At 63.0% G+C, this 26,258-nt stretch carries 31 protein-coding genes; 4 read left to right on the plus strand and 27 right to left on the minus strand.

From position 1 onward, the window contains the following. The first annotated feature begins 12 nt into the window (after window positions 1-12). A complete protein-coding gene (locus EJ070_RS26935) occupies window positions 13-351 on the plus strand; it encodes a P-II family nitrogen regulator (protein ID WP_006205430.1) in 339 nt (112 codons plus the stop codon). Window positions 352-412: 61 nt separating this feature from the next. Further along, a complete protein-coding gene (gene glnA, locus EJ070_RS26940) occupies window positions 413-1,822 on the plus strand; it encodes a type I glutamate--ammonia ligase (protein WP_126094086.1) in 1,410 nt (469 codons plus the stop codon). Window positions 1,823-2,075: 253 nt separating this feature from the next. Here the strand turns inward: glnA and EJ070_RS26945 are convergent, their stop codons facing one another. Then, complete coding sequence (locus EJ070_RS26945) at window positions 2,076-3,113, minus strand: glutamine synthetase beta-grasp domain-containing protein (RefSeq protein ID WP_126094087.1); 1,038 nt, start codon at window positions 3,111-3,113, stop codon at window positions 2,076-2,078. Window positions 3,114-3,426: 313 nt separating this feature from the next. Here EJ070_RS26945 and EJ070_RS26950 point away from each other — a divergent pair, with 313 nt between their 5' ends. After that, window positions 3,427-3,621 (plus strand): DUF2735 domain-containing protein, encoded by a 195-nt coding sequence (locus tag EJ070_RS26950; RefSeq protein ID WP_126094088.1) that lies wholly within the window; start codon window positions 3,427-3,429, stop codon window positions 3,619-3,621. 79 nt (window positions 3,622-3,700) lie between these two features. Here EJ070_RS26950 and EJ070_RS26955 read toward each other — a convergent pair whose 3' ends face one another. The 8 genes from EJ070_RS26955 to EJ070_RS26990 all read right to left on the minus strand — a co-directional run bounded on the left by EJ070_RS26955 (window position 3,701) and on the right by EJ070_RS26990 (window position 13,033). Continuing rightward, window positions 3,701-5,590: an MFS transporter gene (locus EJ070_RS26955; protein ID WP_126094089.1), complete on the minus strand. Its 1,890-nt coding sequence runs from the start codon at window positions 5,588-5,590 to the stop codon at window positions 3,701-3,703. A 367-nt stretch (window positions 5,591-5,957) separates the two neighbouring features. Next, window positions 5,958-6,749, minus strand: coding sequence for an ATP12 family chaperone protein (locus tag EJ070_RS26960; RefSeq protein WP_126094090.1), 792 nt, complete (start codon window positions 6,747-6,749; stop codon window positions 5,958-5,960). A 10-nt stretch (window positions 6,750-6,759) separates the two neighbouring features. Next, on the minus strand, window positions 6,760-7,635 hold the full coding sequence (locus EJ070_RS26965; protein ID WP_189350699.1) for a DMT family transporter: 876 nt from the start codon (window positions 7,633-7,635) through the stop codon (window positions 6,760-6,762). A gap of 41 nt (window positions 7,636-7,676) precedes the next feature. Then, entirely contained in the window at window positions 7,677-8,663 is a 987-nt protein-coding gene (locus EJ070_RS26970; protein ID WP_126094092.1) for an RluA family pseudouridine synthase, read from the minus strand. Between the two features lie 225 nt (window positions 8,664-8,888). Then, on the minus strand, window positions 8,889-9,254 hold the full coding sequence (locus EJ070_RS26975; protein ID WP_126094093.1) for a DUF779 domain-containing protein: 366 nt from the start codon (window positions 9,252-9,254) through the stop codon (window positions 8,889-8,891). A gap of 65 nt (window positions 9,255-9,319) precedes the next feature. After that, window positions 9,320-10,837, minus strand: coding sequence for an aldehyde dehydrogenase (gene adh / locus EJ070_RS26980; RefSeq protein WP_126094094.1), 1,518 nt, complete (start codon window positions 10,835-10,837; stop codon window positions 9,320-9,322). A 140-nt stretch (window positions 10,838-10,977) separates the two neighbouring features. After that, a complete protein-coding gene (locus tag EJ070_RS26985) occupies window positions 10,978-11,925 on the minus strand; it encodes a helix-turn-helix domain-containing protein (protein WP_245464685.1) in 948 nt (315 codons plus the stop codon). 277 nt (window positions 11,926-12,202) lie between these two features. Then, entirely contained in the window at window positions 12,203-13,033 is an 831-nt protein-coding gene (locus EJ070_RS26990; RefSeq protein ID WP_126094096.1) for an aspartyl/asparaginyl beta-hydroxylase domain-containing protein, read from the minus strand. A 307-nt stretch (window positions 13,034-13,340) separates the two neighbouring features. Between EJ070_RS26990 and EJ070_RS26995 the strand changes: the two genes are divergently transcribed. Continuing rightward, entirely contained in the window at window positions 13,341-13,727 is a 387-nt protein-coding gene (locus EJ070_RS26995) for a hypothetical protein (protein WP_126094097.1), read from the plus strand. Window positions 13,728-13,854: 127 nt separating this feature from the next. Here the strand turns inward: EJ070_RS26995 and EJ070_RS27000 are convergent, their stop codons facing one another. The 18 genes from EJ070_RS27000 to rplN form a co-directional block, all read right to left on the minus strand. Continuing rightward, the gene (locus EJ070_RS27000) at window positions 13,855-15,162 is read right to left on the minus strand and encodes a replication-associated recombination protein A (protein WP_126094098.1); all 1,308 of its coding nucleotides are present in this window, start codon (window positions 15,160-15,162) and stop codon (window positions 13,855-13,857) included. 40 nt (window positions 15,163-15,202) lie between these two features. Then, window positions 15,203-16,696: a DegQ family serine endoprotease gene (locus EJ070_RS27005; protein WP_126094099.1), complete on the minus strand. Its 1,494-nt coding sequence runs from the start codon at window positions 16,694-16,696 to the stop codon at window positions 15,203-15,205. Between the two features lie 190 nt (window positions 16,697-16,886). Next, window positions 16,887-17,318: a 50S ribosomal protein L17 gene (gene rplQ, locus EJ070_RS27010; protein WP_126094100.1), complete on the minus strand. Its 432-nt coding sequence runs from the start codon at window positions 17,316-17,318 to the stop codon at window positions 16,887-16,889. A gap of 104 nt (window positions 17,319-17,422) precedes the next feature. After that, window positions 17,423-18,433 carry a DNA-directed RNA polymerase subunit alpha gene (locus tag EJ070_RS27015; protein WP_126094101.1) on the minus strand — a complete coding sequence of 337 codons (1,011 nt, stop codon included), beginning with the start codon at window positions 18,431-18,433 and terminating at the stop codon, window positions 17,423-17,425. Between the two features lie 98 nt (window positions 18,434-18,531). Further along, window positions 18,532-18,921, minus strand: coding sequence for a 30S ribosomal protein S11 (rpsK, locus tag EJ070_RS27020; protein WP_006205444.1), 390 nt, complete (start codon window positions 18,919-18,921; stop codon window positions 18,532-18,534). Between the two features lie 126 nt (window positions 18,922-19,047). Next, the gene (gene rpsM / locus EJ070_RS27025) at window positions 19,048-19,416 is read right to left on the minus strand and encodes a 30S ribosomal protein S13 (RefSeq protein WP_027170351.1); all 369 of its coding nucleotides are present in this window, start codon (window positions 19,414-19,416) and stop codon (window positions 19,048-19,050) included. Window positions 19,417-19,623: 207 nt separating this feature from the next. Next, on the minus strand, window positions 19,624-20,214 hold the full coding sequence (locus EJ070_RS27030) for an adenylate kinase (RefSeq protein WP_126094102.1): 591 nt from the start codon (window positions 20,212-20,214) through the stop codon (window positions 19,624-19,626). After that, window positions 20,211-21,551, minus strand: a complete 1,341-nt coding sequence (gene secY / locus EJ070_RS27035) for a preprotein translocase subunit SecY (RefSeq protein ID WP_126094103.1) — start codon at window positions 21,549-21,551, stop codon at window positions 20,211-20,213. Before secY ends, EJ070_RS27030 begins: the two co-directional genes overlap by 4 nt. Before the next feature lie 191 nt (window positions 21,552-21,742). Continuing rightward, on the minus strand, window positions 21,743-22,216 hold the full coding sequence (rplO, locus tag EJ070_RS27040) for a 50S ribosomal protein L15 (RefSeq protein WP_126094104.1): 474 nt from the start codon (window positions 22,214-22,216) through the stop codon (window positions 21,743-21,745). A 22-nt stretch (window positions 22,217-22,238) separates the two neighbouring features. Continuing rightward, complete coding sequence (gene rpmD, locus EJ070_RS27045; RefSeq protein WP_027170355.1) at window positions 22,239-22,436, minus strand: 50S ribosomal protein L30; 198 nt, start codon at window positions 22,434-22,436, stop codon at window positions 22,239-22,241. Between the two features lie 25 nt (window positions 22,437-22,461). Beyond that, window positions 22,462-23,031, minus strand: a complete 570-nt coding sequence (rpsE, locus tag EJ070_RS27050; protein WP_095807478.1) for a 30S ribosomal protein S5 — start codon at window positions 23,029-23,031, stop codon at window positions 22,462-22,464. Between the two features lie 77 nt (window positions 23,032-23,108). Then, window positions 23,109-23,471, minus strand: coding sequence for a 50S ribosomal protein L18 (gene rplR / locus EJ070_RS27055; RefSeq protein WP_126094105.1), 363 nt, complete (start codon window positions 23,469-23,471; stop codon window positions 23,109-23,111). Between the two features lie 138 nt (window positions 23,472-23,609). Further along, entirely contained in the window at window positions 23,610-24,143 is a 534-nt protein-coding gene (rplF, locus tag EJ070_RS27060) for a 50S ribosomal protein L6 (RefSeq protein ID WP_126094106.1), read from the minus strand. Window positions 24,144-24,233: 90 nt separating this feature from the next. Next, window positions 24,234-24,632, minus strand: a complete 399-nt coding sequence (gene rpsH / locus EJ070_RS27065; RefSeq protein WP_126084112.1) for a 30S ribosomal protein S8 — start codon at window positions 24,630-24,632, stop codon at window positions 24,234-24,236. Between the two features lie 12 nt (window positions 24,633-24,644). Further along, the gene (gene rpsN, locus EJ070_RS27070; protein ID WP_095777623.1) at window positions 24,645-24,950 is read right to left on the minus strand and encodes a 30S ribosomal protein S14; all 306 of its coding nucleotides are present in this window, start codon (window positions 24,948-24,950) and stop codon (window positions 24,645-24,647) included. Window positions 24,951-24,976: 26 nt separating this feature from the next. Continuing rightward, complete coding sequence (rplE, locus tag EJ070_RS27075) at window positions 24,977-25,555, minus strand: 50S ribosomal protein L5 (protein ID WP_095815056.1); 579 nt, start codon at window positions 25,553-25,555, stop codon at window positions 24,977-24,979. Next, window positions 25,548-25,862 carry a 50S ribosomal protein L24 gene (gene rplX / locus EJ070_RS27080; RefSeq protein ID WP_059188493.1) on the minus strand — a complete coding sequence of 105 codons (315 nt, stop codon included), beginning with the start codon at window positions 25,860-25,862 and terminating at the stop codon, window positions 25,548-25,550. Before rplX ends, rplE begins: the two co-directional genes overlap by 8 nt. A 12-nt stretch (window positions 25,863-25,874) precedes the next feature. Beyond that, window positions 25,875-26,243: a 50S ribosomal protein L14 gene (rplN, locus tag EJ070_RS27085; protein ID WP_006205457.1), complete on the minus strand. Its 369-nt coding sequence runs from the start codon at window positions 26,241-26,243 to the stop codon at window positions 25,875-25,877. Window positions 26,244-26,258: the final 15 nt, after the last annotated feature.

A 26,258-nucleotide genomic window follows, 5' to 3' on the forward strand; every position in this document is an offset into this window, starting at 1 on the left:
GCCACTTTTTACATGAAAAAGATCGAAGCGATCATCAAGCCATTCAAGCTGGACGAAGTGAAGGAGGCGCTTCAGGAGGCCGGACTGCAGGGCATCACCGTTACCGAGGCCAAAGGCTTTGGCCGGCAGAAGGGCCACACCGAGCTCTATCGAGGCGCCGAATATGTCGTCGACTTCCTGCCCAAGGTGAAGATCGAGGTGGTGCTCGGCGACGATGCCGTTGAAGGCGCCATCGAAGCCATCCGCAAGGCGGCGCAGACCGGCCGCATCGGCGACGGCAAGATCTTCGTCTCCAACATCGAGGAAGTCGTCCGCATCCGCACCGGCGAAACCGGCATGGACGCCGTCTGACGCCACCCCACCTTTCTGAACCGTCATCATCAAAAAACGTCATCAAACAGGGATACATGACATGACGACAGCCAAAGACATCATGAAGCAGATCAAAGACAACGACGTGAAGTTCGTCGACCTGCGCTTCACCGATCCGCGGGGCAAGCTGCAGCATGTGACGATGGATGTCGTCGAGGTCGAGGAAGACATGTTCGCCGACGGCGTCATGTTCGACGGTTCCTCCATCGCCGGCTGGAAGGCGATCAACGAGTCCGACATGGTGCTGATGCCGGACACGGACACCGTCCATATGGATCCGTTCTTTGCCCAGTCGACCATGGTCATCCTGTGCGACATCCTCGATCCGATCTCCGGCGAGGCCTATAACCGCGACCCGCGCGGCACCGCCAAGAAGGCCGAGGCCTATATGAAGTCGGAAGGCATCGGCGACCAGATCTTCGTCGGCCCGGAAGCCGAGTTCTTCGTGTTCGACGACGTCAAGTACAAGGTCGATCCGTACAATACCGGCTTCCGGCTCGACTCCACCGAGCTGCCGTCCAATGACGACACCGACTACGAGACCGGCAATCTCGGCCATCGTCCACGCACCAAGGGCGGTTATTTCCCTGTGCCGCCGGTTGATTCATGCCAGGACATGCGCTCCGAGATGCTGACCGTGCTCGCCGAGATGGGCGTGCGCGTCGAGAAGCATCACCACGAGGTCGCGGCCGCCCAGCACGAACTCGGCATCAAGTTCGATACGCTGGTGCGCAACGCCGACAAGATGCTGATCTACAAGTATGTCGTGCACCAGGTCGCCAACGCCTATGGCAAGACGGCCACCTTCATGCCGAAGCCGGTGTTCGGCGACAACGGTTCGGGCATGCACGTCCACCAGTCGATCTGGAAAGGCGGCAAGCCGACCTTCGCCGGCAACGAATATGCCGGCCTGTCGGAGAGCTGCCTGTTCTACATCGGCGGCATCATCAAGCACGCCAAGGCGATCAACGCCTTCACCAACCCGCTCACCAACTCCTACAAGCGGCTGGTGCCTGGTTATGAAGCGCCGGTGCTGCTCGCTTATTCGGCCCGCAACCGCTCGGCTTCCTGCCGCATCCCGTTCGGCTCGTCGCCGAAGTCGAAGCGCGTCGAGGTCCGCTTCCCCGATCCGGGCGCGAACCCCTATCTCGGCTTCGCCGCCATGCTGATGGCCGGCCTCGACGGCATCAAGAACAAGATCCATCCCGGACAGCCGATGGACAAGGACCTCTACGACCTGCCGCCGAAGGAGCTGAAGAAGATCCCGACGGTCTGCGGCTCGCTGCGCGAAGCCCTGCAGAGCCTCGACAAGGATCGCGCCTTCCTGAAGGCCGGCGGCGTCTTCGACGACGACCAGATCGACAGCTATATCGAGCTGAAGATGGCCGAGGTCATGCGCTTCGAAATGACTCCGCACCCGGTCGAGTACGACATGTACTATTCGGTCTAACACTCTGATCGAATAGAAAATTAGGCCCTTGGAAGGTGCTCCTTTCCAAGGGCCTTTCATTTGCGGCGCGACCTGTCCGCCCATTGTCCGGCCTGGTGGAAGATTTGGCCATCAATAGGAAATGCGAACGCTCGCCGTCAGGCGACCGGGGAGGCCGTGCTCGCCGGCTGACGGCAGCGCATCGGCATTCGCCATGAAAAAAGCCCCGGCATTTTTTCCGCCGGGGCTTTTTTCTGTAATCGAAGCTCGTCCGTCAGGCGGCCGCTGAAACGGCGTCGGTCGAGACCTGCGAGATCGTCTTCAGGACCTGCGAGGCGATCTGGTAGGGGTCGCCCTGCGAGTTCGGACGACGGTCTTCCAGATAGCCCTTGTAGTCGTTCTTGATGAAGGAGTGCGGAACGCGGATCGAGGCGCCGCGGTCGGCGACACCGTAGGAGAACTTGTTCCACGGCGCGGTCTCGTGCTTGCCGGTCAGGCGCTTGTCGTTGTCCGGACCATAGACGGCGATGTGATCCATCAGGTTCTTTTCGAACTGCGCCATCAGCGCCTCGAAATAGGCCTTGCCGCCGACTTCGCGCATATAGTTGGTCGAGAAGTTGCAGTGCATGCCCGAGCCGTTCCAGTCGGTGTCGCCGAGCGGCTTGCAGTGGAACTCGATGTCGATGCCGTACTTCTCGGTAAGACGCAGGAGCAGGTAACGCGCCATCCACATCTGGTCGGCGGCCTTCTTGGAACCCTTGCCGAAAATCTGGAATTCCCACTGGCCCTTCGCCACCTCGGCGTTGATGCCTTCATGGTTGATGCCGGCGGCGAGGCAGAGGTCGAGATGCTCCTCGACGATCTGGCGCGCGACATCGCCGACATTCTTGTAGCCGACGCCGGTGTAATACGGGCCCTGCGGAGCCGGATAGCCGCTCTCGGGGAAGCCGAGCGGACGGCCGTCCTTGTAGAAGAAATACTCCTGTTCGAAGCCGAACCAGGCGCCCTCGTCATCGAGGATGGTCGCGCGGCTGTTCGACGCGTGCGGCGTCACACCATCGGGCATCATGACCTCGCACATGACGAGAACGCCGTTGGTGCGGGCCGGATCCGGATAAACCGCTACCGGCTTCAGCACGCAGTCGGAGCTGCGGCCTTCGGCCTGGTTCGTCGAGGAGCCGTCGAAGCCCCACAGCGGCAGCTGCTCGAGGGTCGGGAACTCGGCAAACTCCTTGATCTGGGTCTTGCCGCGCAGATTGGGGGTCGGGGTGTAGCCGTCGAGCCAGATATACTCGAGCTTGTATTTGGTCATTCCAGTGCCTCTCGTTGCTTGGACGCCGCGCCACGGCGGGATCGACGCACGGCCGGACCTGGCCGGCCTGCCGGTCGTTAAAAAGCAATTCGTGTGCCACTCTCCCCGCCCCGGGTGCGGCAAAATGATCGTGGCAACGCGTTGAATCTGTTGAGCCGTCTCAGCAATGCGCGGCAATCGTCCAACTGTAGAATATGCATAAATAGTAGGCAAATATTGATCTTTTTGCGGGCATATTGCCTAAATGAATCGCAGAACCTATCTTGGGAGAAAGTTGAATCGCCAAGCTCCTGGAGAATAAGGGAGGCCGCCAATGGAAGTCACCACGTCCCGTCCGTCGGCAAAGATTCTGATGTTCCCGCTTGCAGGTCGGGTATCTGCCTCAAATTTAGGCGCAAAGGCCAAATTCACGGCAGAGCTTGCCTCGCTGCGCAATACGCACGCCGATTTCGACGGTTGGTACCATGAGGCGGCCATCGAGGAAGAAAACCAGCAGCGCAAGAGCTGACCAAGACTTTCCAGTTCGGCATGAAAAAGCCCGGCGCGATCACTCGCGCCGGGCTTTTCATTCCAGAAGGGTCGATCGGCTAGTCCTTGCCGTGCAGGTCGGTGCCGAGCGTATCCCTGACGAAGATCATGCCGATGACGAGCGACATCGCGGCGATCACCACGGGGTACCAGAGGCCGTAATAGATGTCGCCCTTGTAAGCGCTCAGCGCGAACACCGTTGCCGGCAGCAGGCCGCCGAACCAGCCGTTGCCGATATGGTAGGGCAGCGACATGCCGGTGTAGCGGATGCGGGTCGGGAACATCTCGACCAGAATAGCGGCGATCGGGCCGTAGACCATGGTCACGAACACCACCAGGATGAACAGGATACCGATCGTCATCGGCCAGTTGATGGCGGCCGGATCGGCGGTCATCGCGAAAGCACCGCCGCCCGGAATGTTGTAGACGGTGATCTCAGACGCGCCAGCTGCCTCGTCCTTGGTCAGCAGCTTGTCGGTGACCGCCTTGTCGGCCGGAACCGTCGTCTTCTCGCCGCCACGGATGGCCGCAGCGTCGAGCTTCAGCTCCGGATTGGCCGCGACGAAGGCATCGAGCTTCTGGTCCGGCACCTTGGCGGCGGCGCGCTTCAGCGGGTAGCCGCCGTCCTGCAAGGCCATGTTGACCGCTTTGGTGAAGGCGCCATCCTTGGCCTTGGCCTGATCGCCGGCGGCGACGGCGTCGTATGATTGCACCGTGTCATTGCCGATCTTGACCGTAGCGGCGGTTCCGGGCGCGGCCGTCGTCACGACGTCATAAGGCACCGAGTTCTTGGTCAGGAAGGAGGTCGCGATGTCACAGGATGTCGTGAACTTCGCCGTGCCGACCGGGTTGAACTGGAACCTGCAGTCGCCGGGGGCAGCCGTCACCGTCGCGCGCGTATTCTGCTGCGCGGTGGCCAAAGCCGGGTTGGCGGCCCAGGTCAGCGCCTTGAACAGCGGGAAGGTGCAGACGATACCAAGCGCCAGGCCAGCCATGATGATCGGTTTGCGGCCGATCTTGTCCGACAGCCAGCCGAACACGACGAAGAAGAGCGAGCCTACCGCAAGCGCGATCGCGATCATGATGTTGACCGACTGCGCGTCGACCTTCAGCACGTTCGTCAGGAAGAACAGCGCGTAGAACTGGCCGTTGTACCAGATGACGGCCTGGCCGGCGGTCAGGCCGAGCAGCGCCAGAAGCGCGATCTTGGCGTTCTTCCACTGGCCGAAGGCTTCCGACAACGGCGCCTTGGAGCCCTTGCCCTCTTCCTTCATGCGCTGGAAGGTCGGCGACTCCGAGAGCGACAGCCGGATCCAGACCGAGACGGCGAGCAGCAGGAACGAGACGATGAAGGGAATGCGCCAGCCCCAGGCAGCATAGGTTTCCTTGCTGAGCGAACTCTGGACGCCCAGGATGACGAGCAGCGACAGGAACAGGCCGAGCGTCGCCGTCGTCTGGATCCAGGAAGTGTAGTAGCCGCGGCGATCGTCCGGCGCGTGCTCGGCGACATAGGTCGCGGCACCGCCATATTCGCCGCCAAGCGCCAGGCCCTGGAACATGCGGAGCCCGATCAGGATCACGGGTGCCGCGATACCCCAACTGGCGTAACCGGGCAGCAGGCCGACCAGGAAGGTCGACAGGCCCATGATCGTCATGGTGACGAGGAAGGTGTATTTGCGGCCGACAAGGTCGCCGAGGCGGCCGAACACCAGCGCGCCGAACGGGCGGACGAGGAAGCCGGCGGCAAAGGCCAGCAGCGCGAAGATGTTGCGCGTCGCCTCGGGGATGGTCGGGCTGAAGAAGGTCGCGCCGATGAAGGCGGCCAGCGAGCCGTAAAGATAGAAATCGTACCATTCGAAAACGGTGCCGAGCGAGGAGGCGAAGATGACCTTCTTTTCCTCCCGCGTCATGCCGCGGCTTGTTCCGCCGGCGGTCGAAACCATTGCCATTGATATATCCTCCCGTGGATCCCGTATGTCCTCGATGACTGCGCGCCACCGTCCGCAACTTCTCCGAACGTGGACTCAAAAAAACGCGGCCAACGAAGAAAAAATGGCAGAAAGCGCCGCCAAAAGGCACCGAGACGATGGGATTATGACTTTCGTATTAGGTGCAATGCGAAAGCGGAGCGTGGCACTGGATGGCTCATCTCTAGTGGATCGTCGATCCACTCCAAGTTTGTTTTACGCAACTCCGGATGGAAGGCTACGGCGAAGTCGCTGAGCTCAACTGCTGCGCACTTTTCCTGGAATTGCTTGTTTTCTCTGTCGCAATTCCGAACCGAAACCCGCTGCGCACTTTTTTCCTGGAATTGCTCTAGGCTTGCAGCGCTTCCAGCAGGCTGACCGCCGCCATCATATCGCGCTTGCGGGCCGAGCGGCGCGCGACGGCCTCGGCATCCTGGCCCCAGTGCTCGATCTGCCAGTCCTCGTCGACATGGCCGGCGGTCCAGGCTTCCTCGCCTCCGAGCTCGCCGAAATCGACGGCAAGCGCCAGCAGCGCCGATCCGGTCAGCGAGGTCATGACATGGATGGCGGCCAGACGCAGCGGCTCGGCGCGCTGGGCAAGATGGGCGCCAAGGACGGCGATCGTCTCGCGCGGCTGCTCGACATGGATGACGCCCTCGGCAAGATTGAAGCGCGCACCAAGGCGGCTCCTCGCCCAATCGAGAACCGGGTCCCAGAGCTTGTTCTGCCGGTCCACCAGGCCCTGAGGGCTATCGGCGCGGTAGCAGAGCAGGTCCGACGAAGCGAAGCGCAGGACATCTTCGAGCACCGCTTGCGGGTCGCCGGCGACACCGTCGAGGGCCGTGTTGGCAAGGCGCATGACCGGCATGGTGACGGGGTCGATGACCTCGCCCTGCGCGGAAAACTCGTCAGCCACCAGCATCGCCGCTCTTTCTGTCGGCAGCACCAGCAGCGCCTTTCCCGGTGTTCGGACCGGCCTGCCGTCGAGATGGACGGCAAAACCGTTTTCGACCGGCACGACCGAAACAGCCTTGTAGAAGCGCTTCGGCAGCGGCGTCTTCATCTGGATCTGGGCGCGGCGCACCGGATCGGGATCGGAAAGCTGCTTTCCAGCTTCGAGGTCGTTGAGGATGTCGCGCATGTCGAACTCCTTACGGTGCGGGCTGCCTGCGCGCCGTCCGGTTGACGATGATCAGCCCGGCGGCGATCAGGCCAAGCGCCAGGAAGATCCGGACCGTCAGCGGCTCATCCAAGAGCACCGCGCCGCACAGCACGCCGAACACCGGCGACAAAAAGGCGAAGCTCGACAGGCCCGCTGCCGGATAGCGCGTCAGCAGCCAGAACCACAAAACATAGGTGAAGGCGACGATATAGAAAGACTGGAACAGCAAGGCCAGTGTCGGCAATGCGGCGATCTCGCGGATCGGCGGGCCGGCGAAAGGCATCACCAGGGCGCCGACGACAGCCGCGCCGGCGAGCTGATAGAGCAAGAGCTTCTCGGCACTGGTTTCTGCCAGTTTCGACCGCTTGATGACGATGCTGGTCAGCGCCCACAGGATGCCGGCACCAAGGCTCAGCAGATCGCCCGTCAGCGTCGCATTGTTGCCGGCGACGATACCGTCGAAGAAGACGGCCGCGAGGCCGCAGAAGGCGAGCACGAGGCCGGTAAGCTTGCGCGTGGTGATGCGCTCGCTGAGCAGGAAATGGCCGCCGACCAGCACCCAGAACGGCATGGTGTTGACCAAGAGCGTGTTGCGGGCGACGGTCGTGTACTCCAGCCCGACATAGAGGAACAAGAATTCGACGCCGAAGAGCACGCCCGCGACGATGCCGGCGACCAGCGTGCCATCCGCCTGAAAGAGTTTGATGCCACGCAGCCGGCACCAGCCGAACACGCACAACCCGCCAAGGATGGAGCGCGCGATGGAGACGAAAACCGGATCGTAACCGGCATACGAAACCTTGGCGGCGACGTAGTTCATCCCCCAGGACAGCGTCAGCCCGACCATGATGGCGGCCGCAGTCATGTCGACTGCGTCGCGGCGGTCGAGCGTATCGGTCGCGCCGCTCAATTGTTGTCCTCCGCGCTCTGCTCGTCGAAGCCGAGCAGGTTCCAGCTCTGGCGCATATGCGGCGGCATCGGCGCTGTGACATCGATGACGCCCTGGTCGGGATGCGGAATCACGATGCGGCGCGCATGCAGATGCAGCCGGTTCTGGATGCCGCCTGGAAATTCCCAATTGGTGTCGGCCTCGAAATATTTGGGATCGCCGATGATCGGGCAGCCGATATGGGCGGCATGCACGCGAAGCTGATGCGTGCGGCCGGTATATGGTTCCATCTCCAGCCAGGACAACGACTGCGCCGCCTGCTCGACGACGCGGTAATAGGAGACGGCATGGTCGGCGCCCTTCTCGCCATGCTTGGCGATGCGCACGCGGTCGCCGTCCGGCGTCGCCTCCTTGACCAGCCAGGTCGAGATCTTGTCCTCGCGCTTCGACGGCACGCCCTTGACCAGCGCCCAGTAGGTCTTCTTCGTGTCGCGCGCCCGGAATGCTTCCGAAAGCTTCATCGCGGCAAGGCGGGTGCGGGCAACGACCAGCACGCCCGAGGTGTCGCGGTCGAGACGATGCACGAGGCGCGGCTTCTCGCCCTTCTGGTTGCGCCAGGCCTCCAGCATGTCGTCGACATTGCGTGTCACGCCTGAGCCGCCCTGGACAGCGAGCCCCGCCGGCTTGTTGAAGACGAAGACTTTCGGATCCTCGTGCAGCAGCATCTTGGCGAGCACATCGGCATCGCCCTGGTTGCGGATCGAATGGCCGGTAAGCGGGGCGTCGCCCTTCTTGTCGACGTCAAGCGGCGGGATGCGGACGGTCTGGCCGGGCTCCACGCGCGTGTCAGGCTTCGCCCGGCCGCCATCGACGCGGATTTGCCCGGAGCGCAAAAGCTTCTGCAGATAGCCGAAGCCGAGGCCCGGATAGTGGACCTTGAACCAGCGGTCGAGCCGCATGCCCGCCTCGCCGGCTTCCACCGTGATCTGTTCAACACCTGCCATGACTTCGCTTTTCCGTTCGAAAGCGGCGCCATAGCACTAAAGCATGTCGCCCAAAAGTGCGGAGCGGCTTTGGGAGAACGACTTGCTCAAAAACAAGGAACTTGAAGCACGTCACCTGAATCGCTCAGCGCGACGTGCCTAAGGCAGGCAGGGTGCGAGCCAAAGACCCAACAAAGGGCGACGATTACCCCAATCGTCGCGGATCGATGGAATTCTTCCGCCCAGTCAATTCTTCGAAGATGGCGCCGGCGCGGCGCAGACCGTCGAGCGCGTCAGGAACCGTTTCTCACGGCCATTGTCGAGCGAGAACATGCCGCCCCTGCCCGGCACGACGTCGATGATGAGGTCAGTGTGCTTCCAGGCCTCGATTTGCGAGGCGCTGATGTAGACGGGCGTGTCGCCGATCTCGCCCAGCCTCACGTCATTGTCGCCGACCGTGAACTCTGCGCGCGGGTAGCACATCGGCGAGGACCCATCGCAGCAACCGCCAGACTGGTGAAACAGCACCGGCCCGTGATCGGCGATGATCTCGGCAAGCAGCGCCTCGGCCTCTGGCGTGGCCGACACTTTGCCCAACGAGGCCTTGTCCATGCGATCCTCCTGTCATGAAAGGAGGGTACGGCAAGCCGTACCCTCCCCTACGCGCCCTAGGAGGATTAGAAGAAGCCGAGCTTCTTCGGGCTGTAGCTGACCAGCATGTTCTTGGTCTGCTGATAATGGTCGAGCATCATCTTGTGCGTCTCGCGCCCGATGCCCGACTGCTTGTAGCCGCCGAAGGCGGCATGCGCCGGATAGGCGTGGTAGCAGTTGGTCCACACGCGGCCCGCCTGGATGGCGCGGCCGAAGCGGTAGCAACGGTTCGCGTCGCGGCTCCAGATGCCCGCGCCGAGCCCGTAGAGCGTGTCGTTGGCGATCGACAGCGCCTCGTCATCGTCCTTGAAGGTGGTCACCGACACCACAGGGCCGAAGATCTCTTCCTGGAAGATGCGCATCTTGTTGTGCCCCTTGAACACGGTCGGCTTGACGTAGTAGCCGCCGGCAAGGTCGCCCGGCAGATGGTTCTGCTCGCCGCCTGTCAGCACCTTGGCCCCTTCCTGGCGGCCGATGTCGAAGTAGGACAGGATCTTTTCCAGCTGCTCGCTCGAAGCCTGGGCGCCGATCATGGTTGCGGGATCGAGCGGATCGCCCTGGACGATCGCCTCGACGCGCTTCAGCGCGCGCTCCATGAACTGGTCGTAGATCTTCTCGTGCACCAGCGCGCGGCTGGGGCACGTGCAGACCTCGCCCTGATTGAGCGCGAACATGACGAAACCCTCGATCGCCTTGTCGAAGAAATCGTCGTCTTCGGCCGTCACGTCCTGGAAGAAGATGTTGGGCGACTTGCCGCCGAGCTCGAGCGTTACCGGAATGAGGTTCTGACTGGCATATTGCGAGATCAGACGACCGGTCGTCGTCTCGCCGGTGAAGGCGATCTTGGCGATGCGGTTCGACGACGCCAGCGGCTTGCCGGCCTCGAGGCCGAAGCCGTTGACGATGTTGAGCACGCCTTCCGGCAGAAGGTCGCCGATAAGGTCGGCCCACAGCATGATCGTCGCCGGAGTCTGCTCGGCCGGCTTCAGCACCACGCAGTTGCCGGCGGCGAGCGCGGGCGCCAGCTTCCAGCAGGCCATCAGCAGCGGGAAGTTCCACGGAATGATCTGGCCGACGACGCCGAGCGGCTCATGGAAATGATAGGCGACGGTGTCGTGGTCGATTTCGGAGAGGCTGCCTTCCTGGCTGCGCAGCACGCCGGCGAAATAGCGGAAATGGTCGACGGCCAAAGGAAGGTCGGCCGCCGTCGTTTCGCGGATCGGCTTGCCGTTGTCCCAGGTCTCGGCGAGCGCCAGCAGATCGAGGTTTTCTTCCATGCGATCGGCGATGCGATGGAGGATCAGCGCGCGCTCCGCGGGGCTGGTCTTGCCCCAGGCATCCTTGGCCTTGTGCGCGGCATCGAGTGCTGCCTCGATATCGTTCGCATCCGAGCGGGCGATTTCACACAAGGGCCGCCCGGTAACCGGCGAGATGTTATCGAAATATTTGCCGGAGTGCGGCGCCGTCCACTTGCCACCGATGAAGTTGTCGTAACGCTTGGCGAAAGGAACCTTGGCTGTACGCGAAAATTCTACCTTGTTCATGACTTCCTCCCAAGAAGCACGCCGCGGGATGCGGCGCGTCAGGAGGGAAGGGTCGCGGACAGGCTTCGGTTTGTCAGCCCGGGGCGGGACGATCGCGGCCGCCGAGTGTCGCAGAACTGCGACAGGTCAGGGCCGTGAAATCAATGCGGACGGCGGATAGCGAAACGGGCGAGCTTGCGATGCAGCGTCGCGCGCGAAATACCTAGGCTTTGCGCCGCCGCCGAGACATTGCCGCCGGCGCGAGCCAGCGCCCGCTGGAGCACGCCGCGCTCGGCATCGTCGAGGTCTTCCCTCGCGCCTGGCGCATCGCCGAGGACGTCTGCTGCCAACAGCCCCTTGGCCAGGGCTTCGCGCGTTATGCCAAGCGCAAGCCGCGCGTTGCGCGTCGCGCCGATCACCAGATCGTCCGAATCGACCGCGATGAGCGCGCCGGCGGTACGCTCAGCGGCAGGGGCCAACAGAATGCGGGCGCCGGAAAACACCATGCGGAAATTCTCGGCCTCGATGCGGCGCGCGGCATCCCCCACGGCGACGGCGATGAGCTGGACGAAACCCTCCGTCAGATCCGACCGGCAGGAGGACACGTCGAGCGCAGCCGCCAGATTGCCTTCGTGATCATAGACCGGCGCGGTCGTGCAACTGAGCAAGGTGTTGCGCGAAAAGAAATGCTGGTCGCGATGGATGGTGAGCGCCCGTTGGTCTGCGATGCAGGTGCCGATCCCGTTGGTGCCTTCGCTCTCCTCGCTCCAGACCGTGCCGGTCCACAGGCCCCATTCGTCGAAGGTCTCGTCATCGGCAACGGCGCCCCTGCGCTCCAGGGGAATGCCGTCGCGGTCAGCCAGCATCACGCAGCAGCCGACACCGCCGACGGCGAGGTAAAGCCGATTGAGGCTCCCTTCGGCGGCTCGGACGAGTCGCTCCGTGCGCTGCCTGGCCTGCCTCAGTTCGCCTTCGGTCAGCCGTCTGGGCGCCTTGCGCTCGGCCGGGTCGAGACCATGCAAATGGAGGGAACGTCGCCACGAGGCGACCAACGCCGAATGGGCCGCGTCGCTTTTCGCGATCGAGGCCTGGACCAAATCCGCGTGCACGGCTGTTTGCCGTCCGATCAACCTAGTCCTCCCGGCGAGCAGAACCTCCCTCTGCTCCGTCGTCATGTTCGCAAGAACATATCCGACACCCGGAGCGGCTCAGTTTCAATATAGTCGCCGACCGCAACAGGTTTTTGATTTTGCGCAATTCCAGGGAAAATCGCTGCGCATTTTCCCTGGAATTGCTCCGGAGTTCTAAAGGTCGCCTCCCATCGGCGCCATAGGACGTTGGTTTAAGACGGGCCAGGATGCTCGAACCCTGCGGTTCCGCCTCGGGTCAGTTGGCGGCGGCCTTCTTGGGCTTGGACGAGCCGATCATCTTCCAGTTCTTGTAGAAGACGGAATTGATGCGCTCGACGCTGACCGAGACGACAGCAAGCATGCCCGCGATCAGGCCGGGGAACGGAGACGGGCGGACGATATCGACGAAGACGCAATAGCGGCGTCCGTCATATTCATTGACCGAGCGGTGGAAGAGCGTGTCGTCGAAGATGAACAGCGGATTGTCGTACCAGTAGTTCTTCTTGCTGCCGCACTGGACGAAGATCTCGGCCTTCACCGGGATCAGATTGTAGAGGATGCGCAGGCTGAGCCGGAGCGGCCCGAAATGCCAGGAGGTCGATTCACGGCCGCTGAAGACCGAGACGGCAATTGTCTTGATGTATTTGAAGTCCTTGTTGAATTCGGGAACGTTGTCGATCTTGTGCTTGCCGTACCACTGATAGACATACATGCCGCGCCGGCCGGTGCCGAAATTGGCGTCGATGTCGGCGATGATCTCGTCCTTGCGCGACTTGAAGACGCCCAGAACCTCGTTGATCTCACGCTGGTAGTCTTCAGGAAACTGGTCAAGCTTCCAGACGCCGTGGTTCCTGTAGCAGAGAAGGTCCACAATCAGGTTGAACGGTGAAAGCAGCCAGGTGAACAGGCCGTTGCCGAGGAAATAGCGGTCGAACAGCTTCCAGTTCTTCTCGTCATTGCGCATGATGTCGATCAGGCCGCAGACGATGAGGATCGTCGTCAGGATCGGGATGAAGTAGAAGCCGAGCGCAAGAAGCAGGACTGCGGTCGCAGCCTTACGAAGGGTCTTAACGGTTTGCTTTGTCATAGTGTTTCGCGCGGAAGCGCGATCCTGTTCGCATGAGCCAAATCACGGCGACCCCCGCCAGCCGTGCGCCTTAATAGGATTTTTCCTACCGCTGCACAATCTGGGCCAAAATCATCGCCGCGCTCTTTTCCTCCACCATCAGAAGCGCCCCAACTCGCCGGCTTGGCCGGCAGCACCCGAAACGGCTGTCAGCCAGTTGTCAGGTTGGATTCGCTATCCCGTACCAATGACCGTCGCAAGCCGTCGTGGCCTGTCGTCGATCTTCGGCTGAATTAGTTCACTAACAGCACTCTACGAGGAGGATAAGATGACCACAATTCCCTTCAACCGGCTCGTCTGGCTCACGCTGCGCGCGTCGGCGGCGCTGGCACTCACCATTGCACCCTACCACTTGACGCTTGACGGTGCGGCTAAGCTCGTTCCAGCCGTTGCCCACGCCGAATCCGAGGGCGGTGGTGGCGGCGGCGACGGAGGTCACGACGGCGGCAATGGTGGCGGTGACGGCGGCGAGCACGATGGCGGCGACAGCCACAGCAGCAGCGGAACCTCTGGCAGCCATGACGGTGAGAAGGAATCTGCTCACGACCAGGGTGAGGATAACACAGGAGGCACGACTGGCACTGGCGCAGATTCCGGTACCGAGACCGACGGATCCGACGACTCATCTTCCGAGCCGCTGGTGATGGACCACTGAGTGCGTCCCGCATAGGTGGACGCATTGGCCCGATTGCGAAGACGCAGCGGGGTTTGATCAGAGGCGCGGGCCACAAAGGTAAAGGCCGACGCCCTTCGATCGCCAGCACTAAAGTTTTGCTGGGGCGTTACTCCCGCTCTTTGCGCAGCTTTGCCCAGTATTCCAGCCGCTTCCTGATATCGCGCTCGAAGCCACGCTCGGGCGGATCGTAGAAAGTGCGGCGGCCCATCTTTTCCGGGAAATAGTCCTGACCGGAGAAGGCATCCGGCTCGTCGTGGTCGTAGCGGTAGCCGGCGCCGTAATCCTCCTCTTTCATCAGCTTTGTCGGCGCGTTGAGGATGTGTTTTGGCGGCAGCAGCGAGCCGAACTCCTTGGCCGCCTGTGTCGCCGCCTTGAAGGCGGTGTAGACGGCGTTCGATTTCGGCGCGGTGGCGAGATAGACGGCGGCCTCGGCGAAGGCGAGCTCGCCCTCGGGAGAGCCGAGATAGTCATAGGCGTCCTTGGCGGCATTGGCGATGACCAGCGCCTGCGGATCGGCCAAGCCGATATCCTCCACCGCCATGCGCACCAGCCGGCGGCCGAGATAGAGCGGATCCTCACCGGCATCGAACATGCGGGCGAGATAGTAGAGCGCGGCGTCGGGGTCCGAACCGCGCACCGATTTGTGCAGCGCCGAGATCAGGTTGTAGTGTCCATCCTGGCCCTTGTCGTAGATCGGCGCGCGGCGCTGGATGACGCGCTGCAGGCCCTCCGGCCCGAACACCTCGCCCGGCTTGGCGGCGCGCCAGACTTCCTCGGCCAGCGTCAGCGAGGCGCGGCCGTCGCCGTCGCTCATGCGGATGAGCATGGCCCGCGCTTCCTCGTCGAGCGGCAGCGCCCTGCCCTCGGTTTCTTCCGCGCGCGCCAAAAGCTTGGCGATGCTCTCCTCACCCAGCGAGCGGAACACCAGTACGCGCGCGCGGGACAGCAGCGCGGCGTTCAGTTCGAAGGACGGGTTTTCCGTCGTGGCGCCGACCAGCACCACCGTGCCGTCTTCCATGACGGGCAGAAAGCCGTCCTGCTGGGCACGGTTGAAGCGATGGATCTCGTCGACGAAGAGCAGCGTCTGGCGGCCATTGGCGCGGCGCAGCTTCGCCGCCTCGAACACTTTCTTCAGGTCGGCGACGCCGGAGAACACCGCCGATATCTGCTCGAAGGCAAGATTGGTTTCGCCAGCCAAGAGCCGCGCAACCGTCGTCTTGCCGGTGCCGGGCGGCCCCCAGAAGATCATCGAACCGAGCGAGCCGGAATCGATCAGGCGTGTCAGCGCGCCGTCCGGCCCGGTCAGATGCTCCTGACCGACGACCTCGCCAAGGTTCTTCGGACGCAGCCGATCGGCCAGCGGCCGCCCGGGCGGCGCTTTCTCCGGTTCATCGGAACTGAACAGGTCAGCCATGCTTGTCTTCGAGTTGGAGCGCGACCCTCTTGGGCCGGGCTCAGTAGCGCAACACCTGGCGCAGTGTCTGCCCGCCACGCTCGACGGTAAAGCGCCACCAGCGCGTGTCCTGCTGGGCAATTTGTGCCAGCGTCGCCGCTGTATCGATGCTCGTGCCGTTCACCTCGCGTACGATATCGCCCGGCTGGAAGCCGAAATCGGCGGCGGGTGAATCGCGATTGATGTCGACCACGGTGACGCCCTTCAAGTCGGTGCGCAGGCCGAGCCGCTGGGCAAGGCGCGGCGACAGCTCCGCCACCTTGGCGCCGGCGAAGGGGCTGCGGCCATGCAGCGTCATCTCGGTCGGCTTGGCGCCTTCCGGCGCCCGCTCCAGAGAGATCTCCAGCGTCGCCTGCTGGCCTTTGCTCAGCACGGCGAAGGTCGCCTTGGAGCCGATCGACAGCGTCGCCATGCGGTAGTCCAGCGCCTCGATGCTTTCGACCGGCGTATTGTTGAGCGACAGCACGACGTCGCCGGGTTTTAAGCCCGCCTTGCCGGCAGGGCCGGCCGCATCGACCGACGAAACCAGCGCGCCGGTCGGCTTTTCGATACCGAGCGATTCCGCGATCTGCGGCGTAACGGCCTCGAATTCGGCGCCGATATAGGGCCGCTCGAAGAAGTCGAGTCCGGCCTTGGCGGCGTCGGCGAAGGCGCGCACCATGTTGGCGGGAATAGCGAAACCGATGCCGATCGAGCCGCCGCTGCGGCTGTAGATCGCCGTGTTGATGCCGACCAGTTGGCCGCCCATGTTGATCAGCGCGCCACCGGAATTGCCGGGATTGATGGCGGCGTCGGTCTGGATGAAATAGCCGGAATCCGAGACCCCGATATGGCTGCGGGCAAGTGCAGAAACAATGCCGCTGGTGGTGGTCTGGCCGACGCCGAACGGATTGCCGATGGCCAGCACCAGGTCGCCGACCTCGAGCGCATCCGAATCGCCGATGGCGATCACCGGGAACGGCTTGTCGGCCGAGATCTTGAGCACGGCGAGATCGAGCGTCTCGTCCTTCAGCATGACCTTCGAGGTGAACTCGCGCCCGTCGGCGGTCGCGACCTTTACCTCGTCGGCGTCCTTGATGACATGGTAGTTGGTGACGATGACGCCGCTCGGATCGACCAGCACGCCGGAGCCCAGCGAGGACTGCGCACGCGGCTGGGCGCGGCCGAAGAACTCCTCGAAGAAGGGATCGCCCTCGAAGGGCGAGGTCACCTTGGCGGTCTGCGAGGCGTAGACATTGACCACGGCAGGCGCCGTCTGCTTGACCAGCGGCGCGAAGGAAAGCTGCACCTCCTCGCGGCCGAACGGCACGCGCTTGTCAGGGCCCGAGGTGGCGTTCTCGCCTTCGACGCCATGCAGCAGATCGGTCAGCACGTCGGAGAGGCCGGGGTCTGCCGGCTTGGCGGCGTCCTCGGCCGATGCCTGTCTGACGGCCGGCGCCCCGGCGAAAGCGGCAAGCGCGCAAACTGCAATGAGAAACAGCCGTTTGAGGTGCATTCCGAATCCTCCAGATCAGGCGCCATTGTCCCGACGATTGTGCAGAATGAAAGGCCAATGCACGGAAATCAGGCGCTTGTCGCGCAAAAGCATGAGCCTGCGTGCGAAAATCCGCCCGCTCCCGGGCTCAGCCTCCAAAATGCAAAAGGGGCCCGCAGGCCCCTCGCATTCAATTTCGAAAGCCGAGACCTCAGGCGGCCGCGGCTTCCTCGTTGCCGCCTTCGGCCTCGAGGCGGGCGCGGTCGGCTGCGCCCTTGGCCGAGGTGTCGCGGTCGACGAACTCGATCACCGCCATCGCGGCGTTGTCGCCCTTGCGGAAGCCCGCCTTCATGATGCGCAGATAGCCACCGTTGCGCTGCGCGTAACGCGGCGCAATCGTCTCGAATAGGCGCTTCACGACCGGCTCGTTGCCGATCTGGGCGATGACCTGACGACGGGCGTGCAGGTCGCCGCGCTTGCCGAGCGTCACCAGCTTCTCGACGATCGGACGCAGGTCCTTCGCCTTCGGCAGGGTGGTGACGATCTGCTCGTGCTCGATCAGCGACACGGCGAGGTTGGCGAACATCGACTTGCGGTGGCTTACGCTGCGGGCGAAGCGACGGCCTTTGAAACCGTGGCGCATGGCTCTTTTCCTTCTTCAGTTGTTCAAGAGGCCACGGCCTCTGATGGTTTTCCGCATGACCGTCGGATCGAGCGGCTCGCGCCGCCGATCCTTGGAATTCATGCTCAATATTGGTCTTCGTAACGCTTGGCGAGGTCTTCGATGTTTTCCGGCGGCCAGTCCGGCACTTCCATGCCGAGGTGCAGGCCCATCGCTGCCAGCACTTCCTTGATCTCGTTCAGCGACTTGCGGCCGAAGTTCGGGGTGCGCAGCATCTCGGCTTCGGTCTTCTGGATCAGGTCGCCGATATAGACGATGTTGTCGTTCTTCAGGCAGTTGGCCGAACGCACCGAGAGTTCCAGCTCGTCGACCTTCTTGAGCAGCGCCGGGTTGAAGGCGAGCTCGGTGACGGCCTCGGCGGCGACTTCCTTCTGCGGCTCGTCGAAGTTGACGAACAGGGCGAGCTGATCCTGCAGGATGCGGGCGGCGAAAGCCACCGCGTCCTCGCCCGAGATCGAACCGTCGGTCTCGATCGTCATGGTCAGCTTGTCATAGTCGAGAACCTGGCCCTCGCGGGTGTTCTCGACCTTGTAGGAGACCTTCTTGACCGGCGAATAGAGGCTGTCGACCGGGATCAGGCCGATCGGCGCGTCCTCGGCGCGGTTGCGCTCGGCCGGCACGTAGCCCTTGCCGGTGTCGACGGTGAACTCCATGCGGATCTCGGCGCCCTCGTCCAGCGTGCAAATGACGTGGTCGGGGTTGAGGATCTCGACGTCGCCCACGGTCTGGATGTCGCCGGCGAGCACGGCGCCCGGGCCCTGCTTGCGCACGACCATGCGCTTGGGACCATCGCCTTCCATGCGGATGGCGATTTCCTTGATGTTGAGCACGATGTCGGTCACGTCCTCGCGCACGCCGGCGATGGACGAGAATTCATGCAGCACGCCGTCGATCTGCACGGCGGTAACGGCCGCGCCCCGCAGCGAAGACAGAAGCACGCGCCGCAGCGCGTTGCCGAGGGTGAGGCCGAAGCCGCGTTCGAGCGGCTCTGCCACCAGCGTGGTCAGCGTCTTCTTCTTCGACGAGAACTCGATCTTGTTCGGCTTGATCAGTTCCTGCCAGTTTTTCTGGATCATTGTGTCTTCCTTCCTTTGACCCGCCACCATCCAATCGTGGCGGGCAGCCTGGAAATCCGCGCAGCAGCGCCTCGGCGCTCACGCGGTGTTCAAAAATATTAGACGCGGCGCTTCTTACGCGGGCGGCAGCCATTGTGCGGGATCGGCGTCACATCACGGATCGAGGTGATGGTGAAGCCGGCCGCCTGCAGGGCGCGCAGCGCCGATTCGCGACCGGAGCCGGGTCCGCAGACCTCGACCTCAAGCATGCGCATGCCGTGTTCCTGGGCCTTCTTGGCGACGTCCTCGGCAGCCATCTGGGCGGCGAACGGGGTCGACTTGCGCGAACCCTTGAAGCCCTGGGCGCCGGCCGACGACCAGGCAATCGAATTGCCCTGCGCGTCGGTGATAGTGATCATCGTATTGTTGAAGGTCGAATTGACGTGGGCAACGCCCGACGAGATGTTCTTGCGTTCGCGGCGGCGAACACGAGCGGCTTCCTTGGCCATGGTAGTCCTTTCAGTTGATCTCTACACCGCCGTAACGCCAGCGGCTCCACCTTTAGAAGCGAGTAGTGAATAGGGAATAGCGAATAGAGTCCCCTACTCGCTAATGGCTACTCGCTATTCGCTCAATTACTTCTTCTTGCCGGCGATCGCCTTGGCCGGGCCCTTGCGGGTGCGCGCATTGGTGTGCGTGCGCTGGCCGCGGACTGGCAGCGAGCGGCGGTGACGCAGGCCGCGGTAGCAGCCGAGGTCCATGAGCCGCTTGATGTTCATCGAGACTTCGCGGCGCAGGTCGCCTTCGACCTGATAGTCGCGGTCGATCGTCTCGCGGATCTGCAGCACTTCCGCGTCGGTCAGCTGGTTGACGCGGCGGTCCGCCGGGATGCCGACCTTGTCGACGATCTCCTGGGCAAACTTCTTGCCGATGCCGTGAATGTACTGAAGCGCGATGACGACGCGCTTGTTGGTCGGAATGTTGACGCCGGCTATACGAGCCATTTGTTCTCATCTCCATGTGGGCCGGACGTGCCGGCGCTATCTAAGTTGCCCCGCGTCCGGTGGAGGCCGGCCCTTGCGGGAGTTTCCTGGTTCAAAACGACTGCCCTGCCCTTGCGGGCAAGCAAAGTCCATGCCTGACAGGAAGACGGGCCGCCATACCCCAACGGCTCCCTCCAGTCAAGCGCAATCTTTGCTTGTCGGAACGACCTACCTCGCCGTCGCCGCGAGCACCTTCTCGATCTCCGCGGTCACCCCGTCGATACTGGCCATGCCATCGACGGTCTTCAGCCTGCCTTTGGCGTAATAATAGCCGGTCAGCGGCGCCGTCTTCTTGTAATATTCCCGCAGGCGCTCCTCGAACACAGCCGGGTTGTCGTCCTTGCGTACAGGCTGGCCTGCGGCCTGGGCATCCTCAGCGCGCTTGACGATGCGTCCCACCAGCGCCTTGTCGTCGACGACGAGCTCGATGACACAGTCCAGCGCAATATTGCGCTCCGAAAGCATAGCCTCCACGGCATCGGCCTGTATCAGCGTGCGCGGATATCCGTCGAGGATGAAGCCTCTGGCGCAATCGGGCTGGTCGATCCGTTCGGCGACGATCGCGTTGACGATCGCATCCGACACCAGCTCGCCGGCATCCATTACAGCCTTGGCACGCTTGCCGACCTCGGTTCCGGCCTGGACGGCGGCACGCAGCATGTCACCCGTCGAAAGCTGGGGTATGCCATGTTTGTCTACCAGTCTCTGTGCTTGCGTCCCCTTGCCCGCTCCTGGCGGCCCAAGCAATATCAGCCTCATCTGCTCCTCTTACCCCCACGCAACTTCGACTTCTTGATCAGGCCCTCATACTGGTGCGCGATCAGGTGACCCTGAATCTGCGCCACCGTGTCGAGCGTGACACTGACCACGATCAGAAGCGATGTGCCACCGAGGTAGAAAGGTACGCCAGTCGCTGAAATCAGGAACTCGGGCAGCAGACACACCAGCACCAGGTAGACGGCGCCGATGACGGTGATACGCGTCAGAACATAGTCGATATATTCGGCGGTGCGCTCGCCCGGCCGGTAGCCCGGGATGAAGCCGGAATGCTTCTTGAGCTGGTCGGCCGTGTCCTTCGGGTTGAAGACGATCGCCGTGTAGAAGAAGGCGAAGAAGATGATCATCGCCGCGTAGAACACCATGTAGAGCGGTTGGCCGTGGCCGAGGGAGGCCAGAATCGTGCTCGCCCAGGCCGGCAGGTTCGTCGTCTGCGAGAAGCCAGCGACCGTTGCCGGCAGAAGCAGCAGCGAGGAGGCGAAGATCGGCGGGATGACGCCCGAGGTGTTGAGCTTCAGCGGCAGGTGCGAGGTGTCGCCCTGGAACATGCGGTTGCCGACCTGACGCTTCGGATACTGGATGAGCAGGCGCCGCTGGGCGCGCTCGAAGAAGACGATGACACCGATGACGACGACCGCGAGCACGATGATCGCGAGAATGAGGCCGGTGGACAGCGCGCCGGTGCGGCCGAGTTCCAGCGTGCCGGAGATGGCGCGCGGCAGGCCGGCGACGATGCCCGAGAAGATGATCAGCGAAATGCCGTTGCCGATGCCACGGGCGGTGATCTGCTCGCCGAGCCACATCAGGAACATGGTGCCGCCGACGAGCGTGACAACCGTCGAGATGCGGAAGAACATGCCGGGATCGTTGACGATGCCATTGCCGCCCTCGAGGCCGATCGAAATGCCGTAGGCCTGCACCAGAGCGAGCAGCACCGTGCCGTAGCGCGTGTACTGGTTGATGATCTTGCGGCCCTGCTCGCCCTCCTTCTTCAGCGCTTCCAGCGACGGGATGACCGAGGTCATGAGCTGCATGATGATGGAGGCGGAGATGTAGGGCATGATGCCCAGCGCGAAGATCGCCATGCGCTGCACGGCGCCGCCGGCAAACATGTTGAACATGCCGAGCACGCCCTTGCTTTGCGAGGAGAAGGCCTGCGCGAAAGCGTCGGGATTGATGCCGGGAAGCGGGATGTAGGTGCCGAGGCGGTAGACGAGCAGCGCGCCGATGGTGAACCAGATGCGCTTCTTCAGATCCTCGGCCTTGGCGAAGGCCGCAAAATTCAGATTGGAGGCTAGTTGTTCAGCAGCCGAAGCCATGCCTGATTCTCCGCTAGGTCACGCTCGATGCCCGCAGCTCAGGCGGTGCGTGTCACCGAAGCTCACGAGATAAGCTCCGGACCGTAAACATGCAAGCGGCCGCGTTGACGCGGCCGCCTAATTGACTAGATCGAAGCGCGCTTCGCCGGCAAAAACGAAGTCATTCCCGCCGGCCGTGCTTCAAATCGCCGTTACTCGGCGGCGGCCGCTTCCGGCAGCTTCACCGAACCGCCGGCCTTCTCGATCTTCTCGATCGCCGCCTTGGAGGCACCGGCGACGTCGAAGCTGAGCTTGGCCTTGAGCTCGCCGTCGGAGAGAACGCGCACGCCGTCCTTGGCGCGGCGGATGACGCCGGCGGCAATCAGGGCCTCGGCCGTCACGGTCGCCTTGGCATCGAGCTTCTTGGCATCGACAGCAGCCTGGATGCGGGCGAGCGACACGACGGTGAAGCTCTTGCCGAACAGGTTGTTGAAGCCGCGCTTCGGCAGGCGACGGTAGAGCGGCATCTGGCCGCCCTCGAAGCCGTTGATGGCGACGCCGGAGCGCGCCTTCTGGCCCTTGACGCCGCGACCGGCGGTCTTGCCCGAGCCGGAGCCGATGCCGCGACCGAGGCGCTTCCTGGAATGCGTGGCGCCGTCCTTGTCACGCAGATCGTTGAGTTTCATCTTCGTTCTCCTGCGCTTCCGTTCAGGCCTCGTCCACGACGCGGACGAGGTGCTGGACGGCGGCGATCATGCCGCGCACGGAAGGGGTATCTTCCAGCGTGCGCCGCTTGTGCATCTTGTTGAGGCCGAGGCCGACCAGCGTCGCGCGCTGCTCCTTCGGCCGGCGGATCGGCGAACCGATCTGCTCGACGGTAATGGTCTTGGTAGCTTTCTTGGCCATGGTCTAAATCCCTGGTCAGCGTCGACTATTCTTCGGTCGCAACGGCGGTGCCGCGGCGAGCCTGAAGGGTCGAATACTTGATGCCGCGCGCGGCAGCCACATCCTTCGGATGCATCTGGCTCTTCAGCGCGTCGAAGGTGGCGCGAACCATGTTGTAGGGGTTCGACGAACCCATCGACTTGGCGACCACGTCATGCATGCCGAGCGTCTCGAAGACGGCGCGCATTGGGCCACCCGCGATGATGCCGGTACCCTGCTTGGCGGCGCGCAGCAGAACGCGTCCGGCGCCCCAGCGGCCCTCGACGTCGTGATGCAGCGTGCGGCCCGAGCGCAGCGGCACGAAAATCATGTCGCGCTTGGCCGACTCGGTCGCCTTGCGGATCGCCTCCGGCACTTCGCGCGCCTTGCCGTGGCCGAAGCCGACGCGGCCCTTCTGGTCGCCGACGACGACGAGAGCGGCAAAGCCGAAGCGACGGCCGCCCTTCACCACCTTGGCGACGCGGTTGATGTGGACGAGCTTGTCCACCATACCGTCGTCGCGCTCTTCGCGCTCACGCTCGCGGCCGCGGCCGCCTTCCCTACGTTCCTGTGCCATGTCCTAGTCCTTGTTCTTTTCCGGAAGCACGGGTTGCTGAAATGCCGGCGCCATCTTTGGGTCGCAGGCGGTGAAAATCAGAAGCTAAGCCCACCCTCGCGGGCGGCCTCGGCCAGCGCCTTGACGCGGCCATGATAGATGTAGGCGCCACGGTCGAAGACGACTTCCTTGACGCCGGCCTTCGCGGCGCGCTCGGCGATCAGCTTGCCGACAGCAGCAGCGGCAGCGGTGTCGGCGCCGGTCTTGAGCGAACCCTTGAGGTCCTTCTCCAGCGTCGAGGCGGCGGCCAGCGTGCGGCCCTGCGCGTCGTCGATGACCTGGACGTAGATGTTCTTCGAGGTGCGGTGCACCGAGAGACGCGGACGCGCGCCGGCGACCTTCTTGAGCTGGCGGCGCACGCGCTGCGCGCGGCGCTGGGTGATTTCTTTCGGGCTTGCCATGATGTCTGTTCCTTGCCTTCAGAGAACGGGGGCGACCCTGTGCGGTAGGCCAAGCCTCCCGCGGCCGCTCCCCGCGGCGTTACACTTCTCGGGCTTGGCCCTTTCCGAAAAGTCTGCAACTTTTCGGGGCCAAGCCTATTACTTCTTCTTGCCTTCCTTGCGGACGATCCGCTCGTCGGCATAGCGCACGCCCTTGCCCTTATAGGGCTCCGGTCCGCGATATTCGCGGATCTCGGCGGCGACCTGGCCGACCTGCTGCTTGTCGATGCCGGAGACCGTGATTTCGGTCGGCTTCGGCACTGAGATCGTGATGCCCTGCGGCGTCTCATAGACCACGTCGTGGCTGAAGCCGAGCGCGAGCTGCAGGTTCTTGCCCTGCATGGCGGCACGATAGCCGACGCCGGTGATCTCGAGCTTCTTCTCGAAGCCGTCCTTCACGCCCTGCAGGATGTTGACGATCTGCGTGCGCGACATGCCCCATTTGGAACGGGCGGTCTTCGACTGGTCGCGCGGCTCGACAGCGATCTCGCTGCCTTCCATCTTGACCAGCACTTCGTCGTTCACCACGAACTTCAGCTCGCCCTTGGGGCCCTTCGCCGTCACGGTCTGGCCGTTGACGGTCGCGGAGACGCCCTGCGGCAGCGAAACGGGTTTCTTTCCGATACGAGACATTTTGTTGTCCTCGTCACTTCTTTCGTTTCAGGTTCCAGTTCCCGGGCGCGATCCCGAGAACCGAAGCCCATTCATCAATCTCGTGCCGGATCAGAAGATCTGGCAGAGGATCTCGCCGCCGACATTCTGCTCGCGCGCTTCGTGGTCGGCCATGACGCCCTTCGGCGTCGAAAGGATGGCGATGCCGAGGCCGTTGGCGACGTGCGGAATCGACTTGGCCGAGACATAGACGCGGCGGCCAGGCTTCGAGACGCGCTCGATCTCGCGCACGACCGGAGCGCCGTCGAAATACTTCAGCTCGATCTCGATTTCCGACTTGCCGTTATCGAAGTCGGTCTGGCTGTAGTCGCGGATATAACCTTCCGACTTCAGCACTTCGAGAACGCGGGCGCGCAGACGCGAGGCCGGAGTCGAGACGCTCGACTTCTTGCGGCCATAGGCGTTGCGGATGCGGGTCAGCATATCGCCGAGAGGATCGCTCAATGACATCTCAGTGTCTCCTTACCAGCTCGACTTGACCAGGCCCGGGATCTGGCCGTTGTTGCCCAGATCGCGAAGCGCGATACGCGAAAGCTTGAGCTTGCGATAGTAGGCGCGCGGACGGCCGGTGACTTCGCAGCGGTTGCGGATGCGGATCTTGGCCGAGTTGCGCGGCAGAGCCGAAAGCTTCAACTGGGCGCGGAAACGCTCTTCCATCGGCTTGGACTGATCCATGACGATTTCCTTGAGCGCCTTGCGCTTGGCGGCGTACTGACCGGCAAGCTTGCGGCGCCGGTTGTTCTTCTCGACTGAGCTGGTCTTTGCCATTTCAGATTTTTCCTTTTTCGCTGCCGTTACTGGCGGAAGGGGAAGTTGAAGGCCTTGAGCAGCGCTCTCGCCTCGTCGTCCGTCTTCGCCGTCGTACAAACGATGACGTCCATGCCCCAGACCTGATCAACCTTGTCGTAATTGATCTCCGGGAACACGATGTGTTCCTTGATGCCCATGGCGTAGTTGCCACGGCCGTCAAAGCTCTTCGGGTTCAGCCCGCGGAAGTCGCGGACGCGCGGCAGCGCAATGTTCACGAGGCGGTCGAGGAACTCGTACATGCGTTCCTTGCGTAGCGTGACCTTGGCGCCGATCGGCATGTTCTCGCGCACCTTGAAGCCCGCGATCGAGTTGCGGGCGCGGGTGACGACGGCCTTCTGGCCGGCGATCAGCGCGAGATCCTCGGCCGCGACCGAGGGCTTCTTGGAATCGCCGGTCGCCTCGCCGACGCCCATGTTCAGCACGATCTTGTCCAGGCGCGGAACCTGCATGTCGTTGTCGTAGCCGAACTGCTCCTGCAGCGCCTTGCGGATGGTCTCGTTGTAGACCTTCTTGAGGCGCGGCTCGTTCTTGGCAGCCGCCTGCTTGGTTTCAGCCTTAGCCATTGATGACTTCTCCCGAACGCTTGGCGACGCGCACCTTCTTGCCGTCCTTCTGGATGGCGAAGCCGACGCGGGTCGGCTTACCGTCCTTGGGGTCGGCCAGCGCGATGTTCGACAGGTGGATCGGCGCTTCCTTGGTGATGATCCCGCCCTCTTGGGACTGGGTCTGCTTCTGATGACGGCGAATGAGGTTCACGCCGCGCACGAGCGCGGTGTCTTCCTTCGGCTGCACCGACAGGACTTCGCCCGAACGGCCCTTGTCCTTGCCGGCAAGCACGACGACCTTGTCGCCTTTTCTGATCTTTTGCATTGGTCCGGCTCCTTACAGCACTTCAGGCGCGAGCGAGATGATCTTCATGTGGTTCTTGGCGCGAAGCTCGCGCGGAACCGGCCCGAAGATACGCGTGCCGATCGGTTCTTTCTTGTTGTCGACGAGAACGGCCGCGTTCTTGTCGAAACGGATCACGCTGCCGTCCGGACGGCGGATGTCCTTGGCCGTGCGAACCACGACCGCCTTCATCACATCGCCCTTCTTAACGCGGCCGCGCGGGATGGCTTCCTTGATCGACACCACGATGATGTCGCCGACGGAGGCATACTTCCGCTTCGAGCCGCCCAGCACCTTGATGCACATGACACGACGGGCGCCGGAATTGTCCGCGACGTCGAGGTTTGTTTGCATCTGAATCATGACTGGCCGCCTTCT

This window comes from Mesorhizobium sp. M1E.F.Ca.ET.045.02.1.1 (assembly GCF_003952485.1).
In the GTDB taxonomy this organism is placed as follows: domain Bacteria; phylum Pseudomonadota; class Alphaproteobacteria; order Rhizobiales; family Rhizobiaceae; genus Mesorhizobium.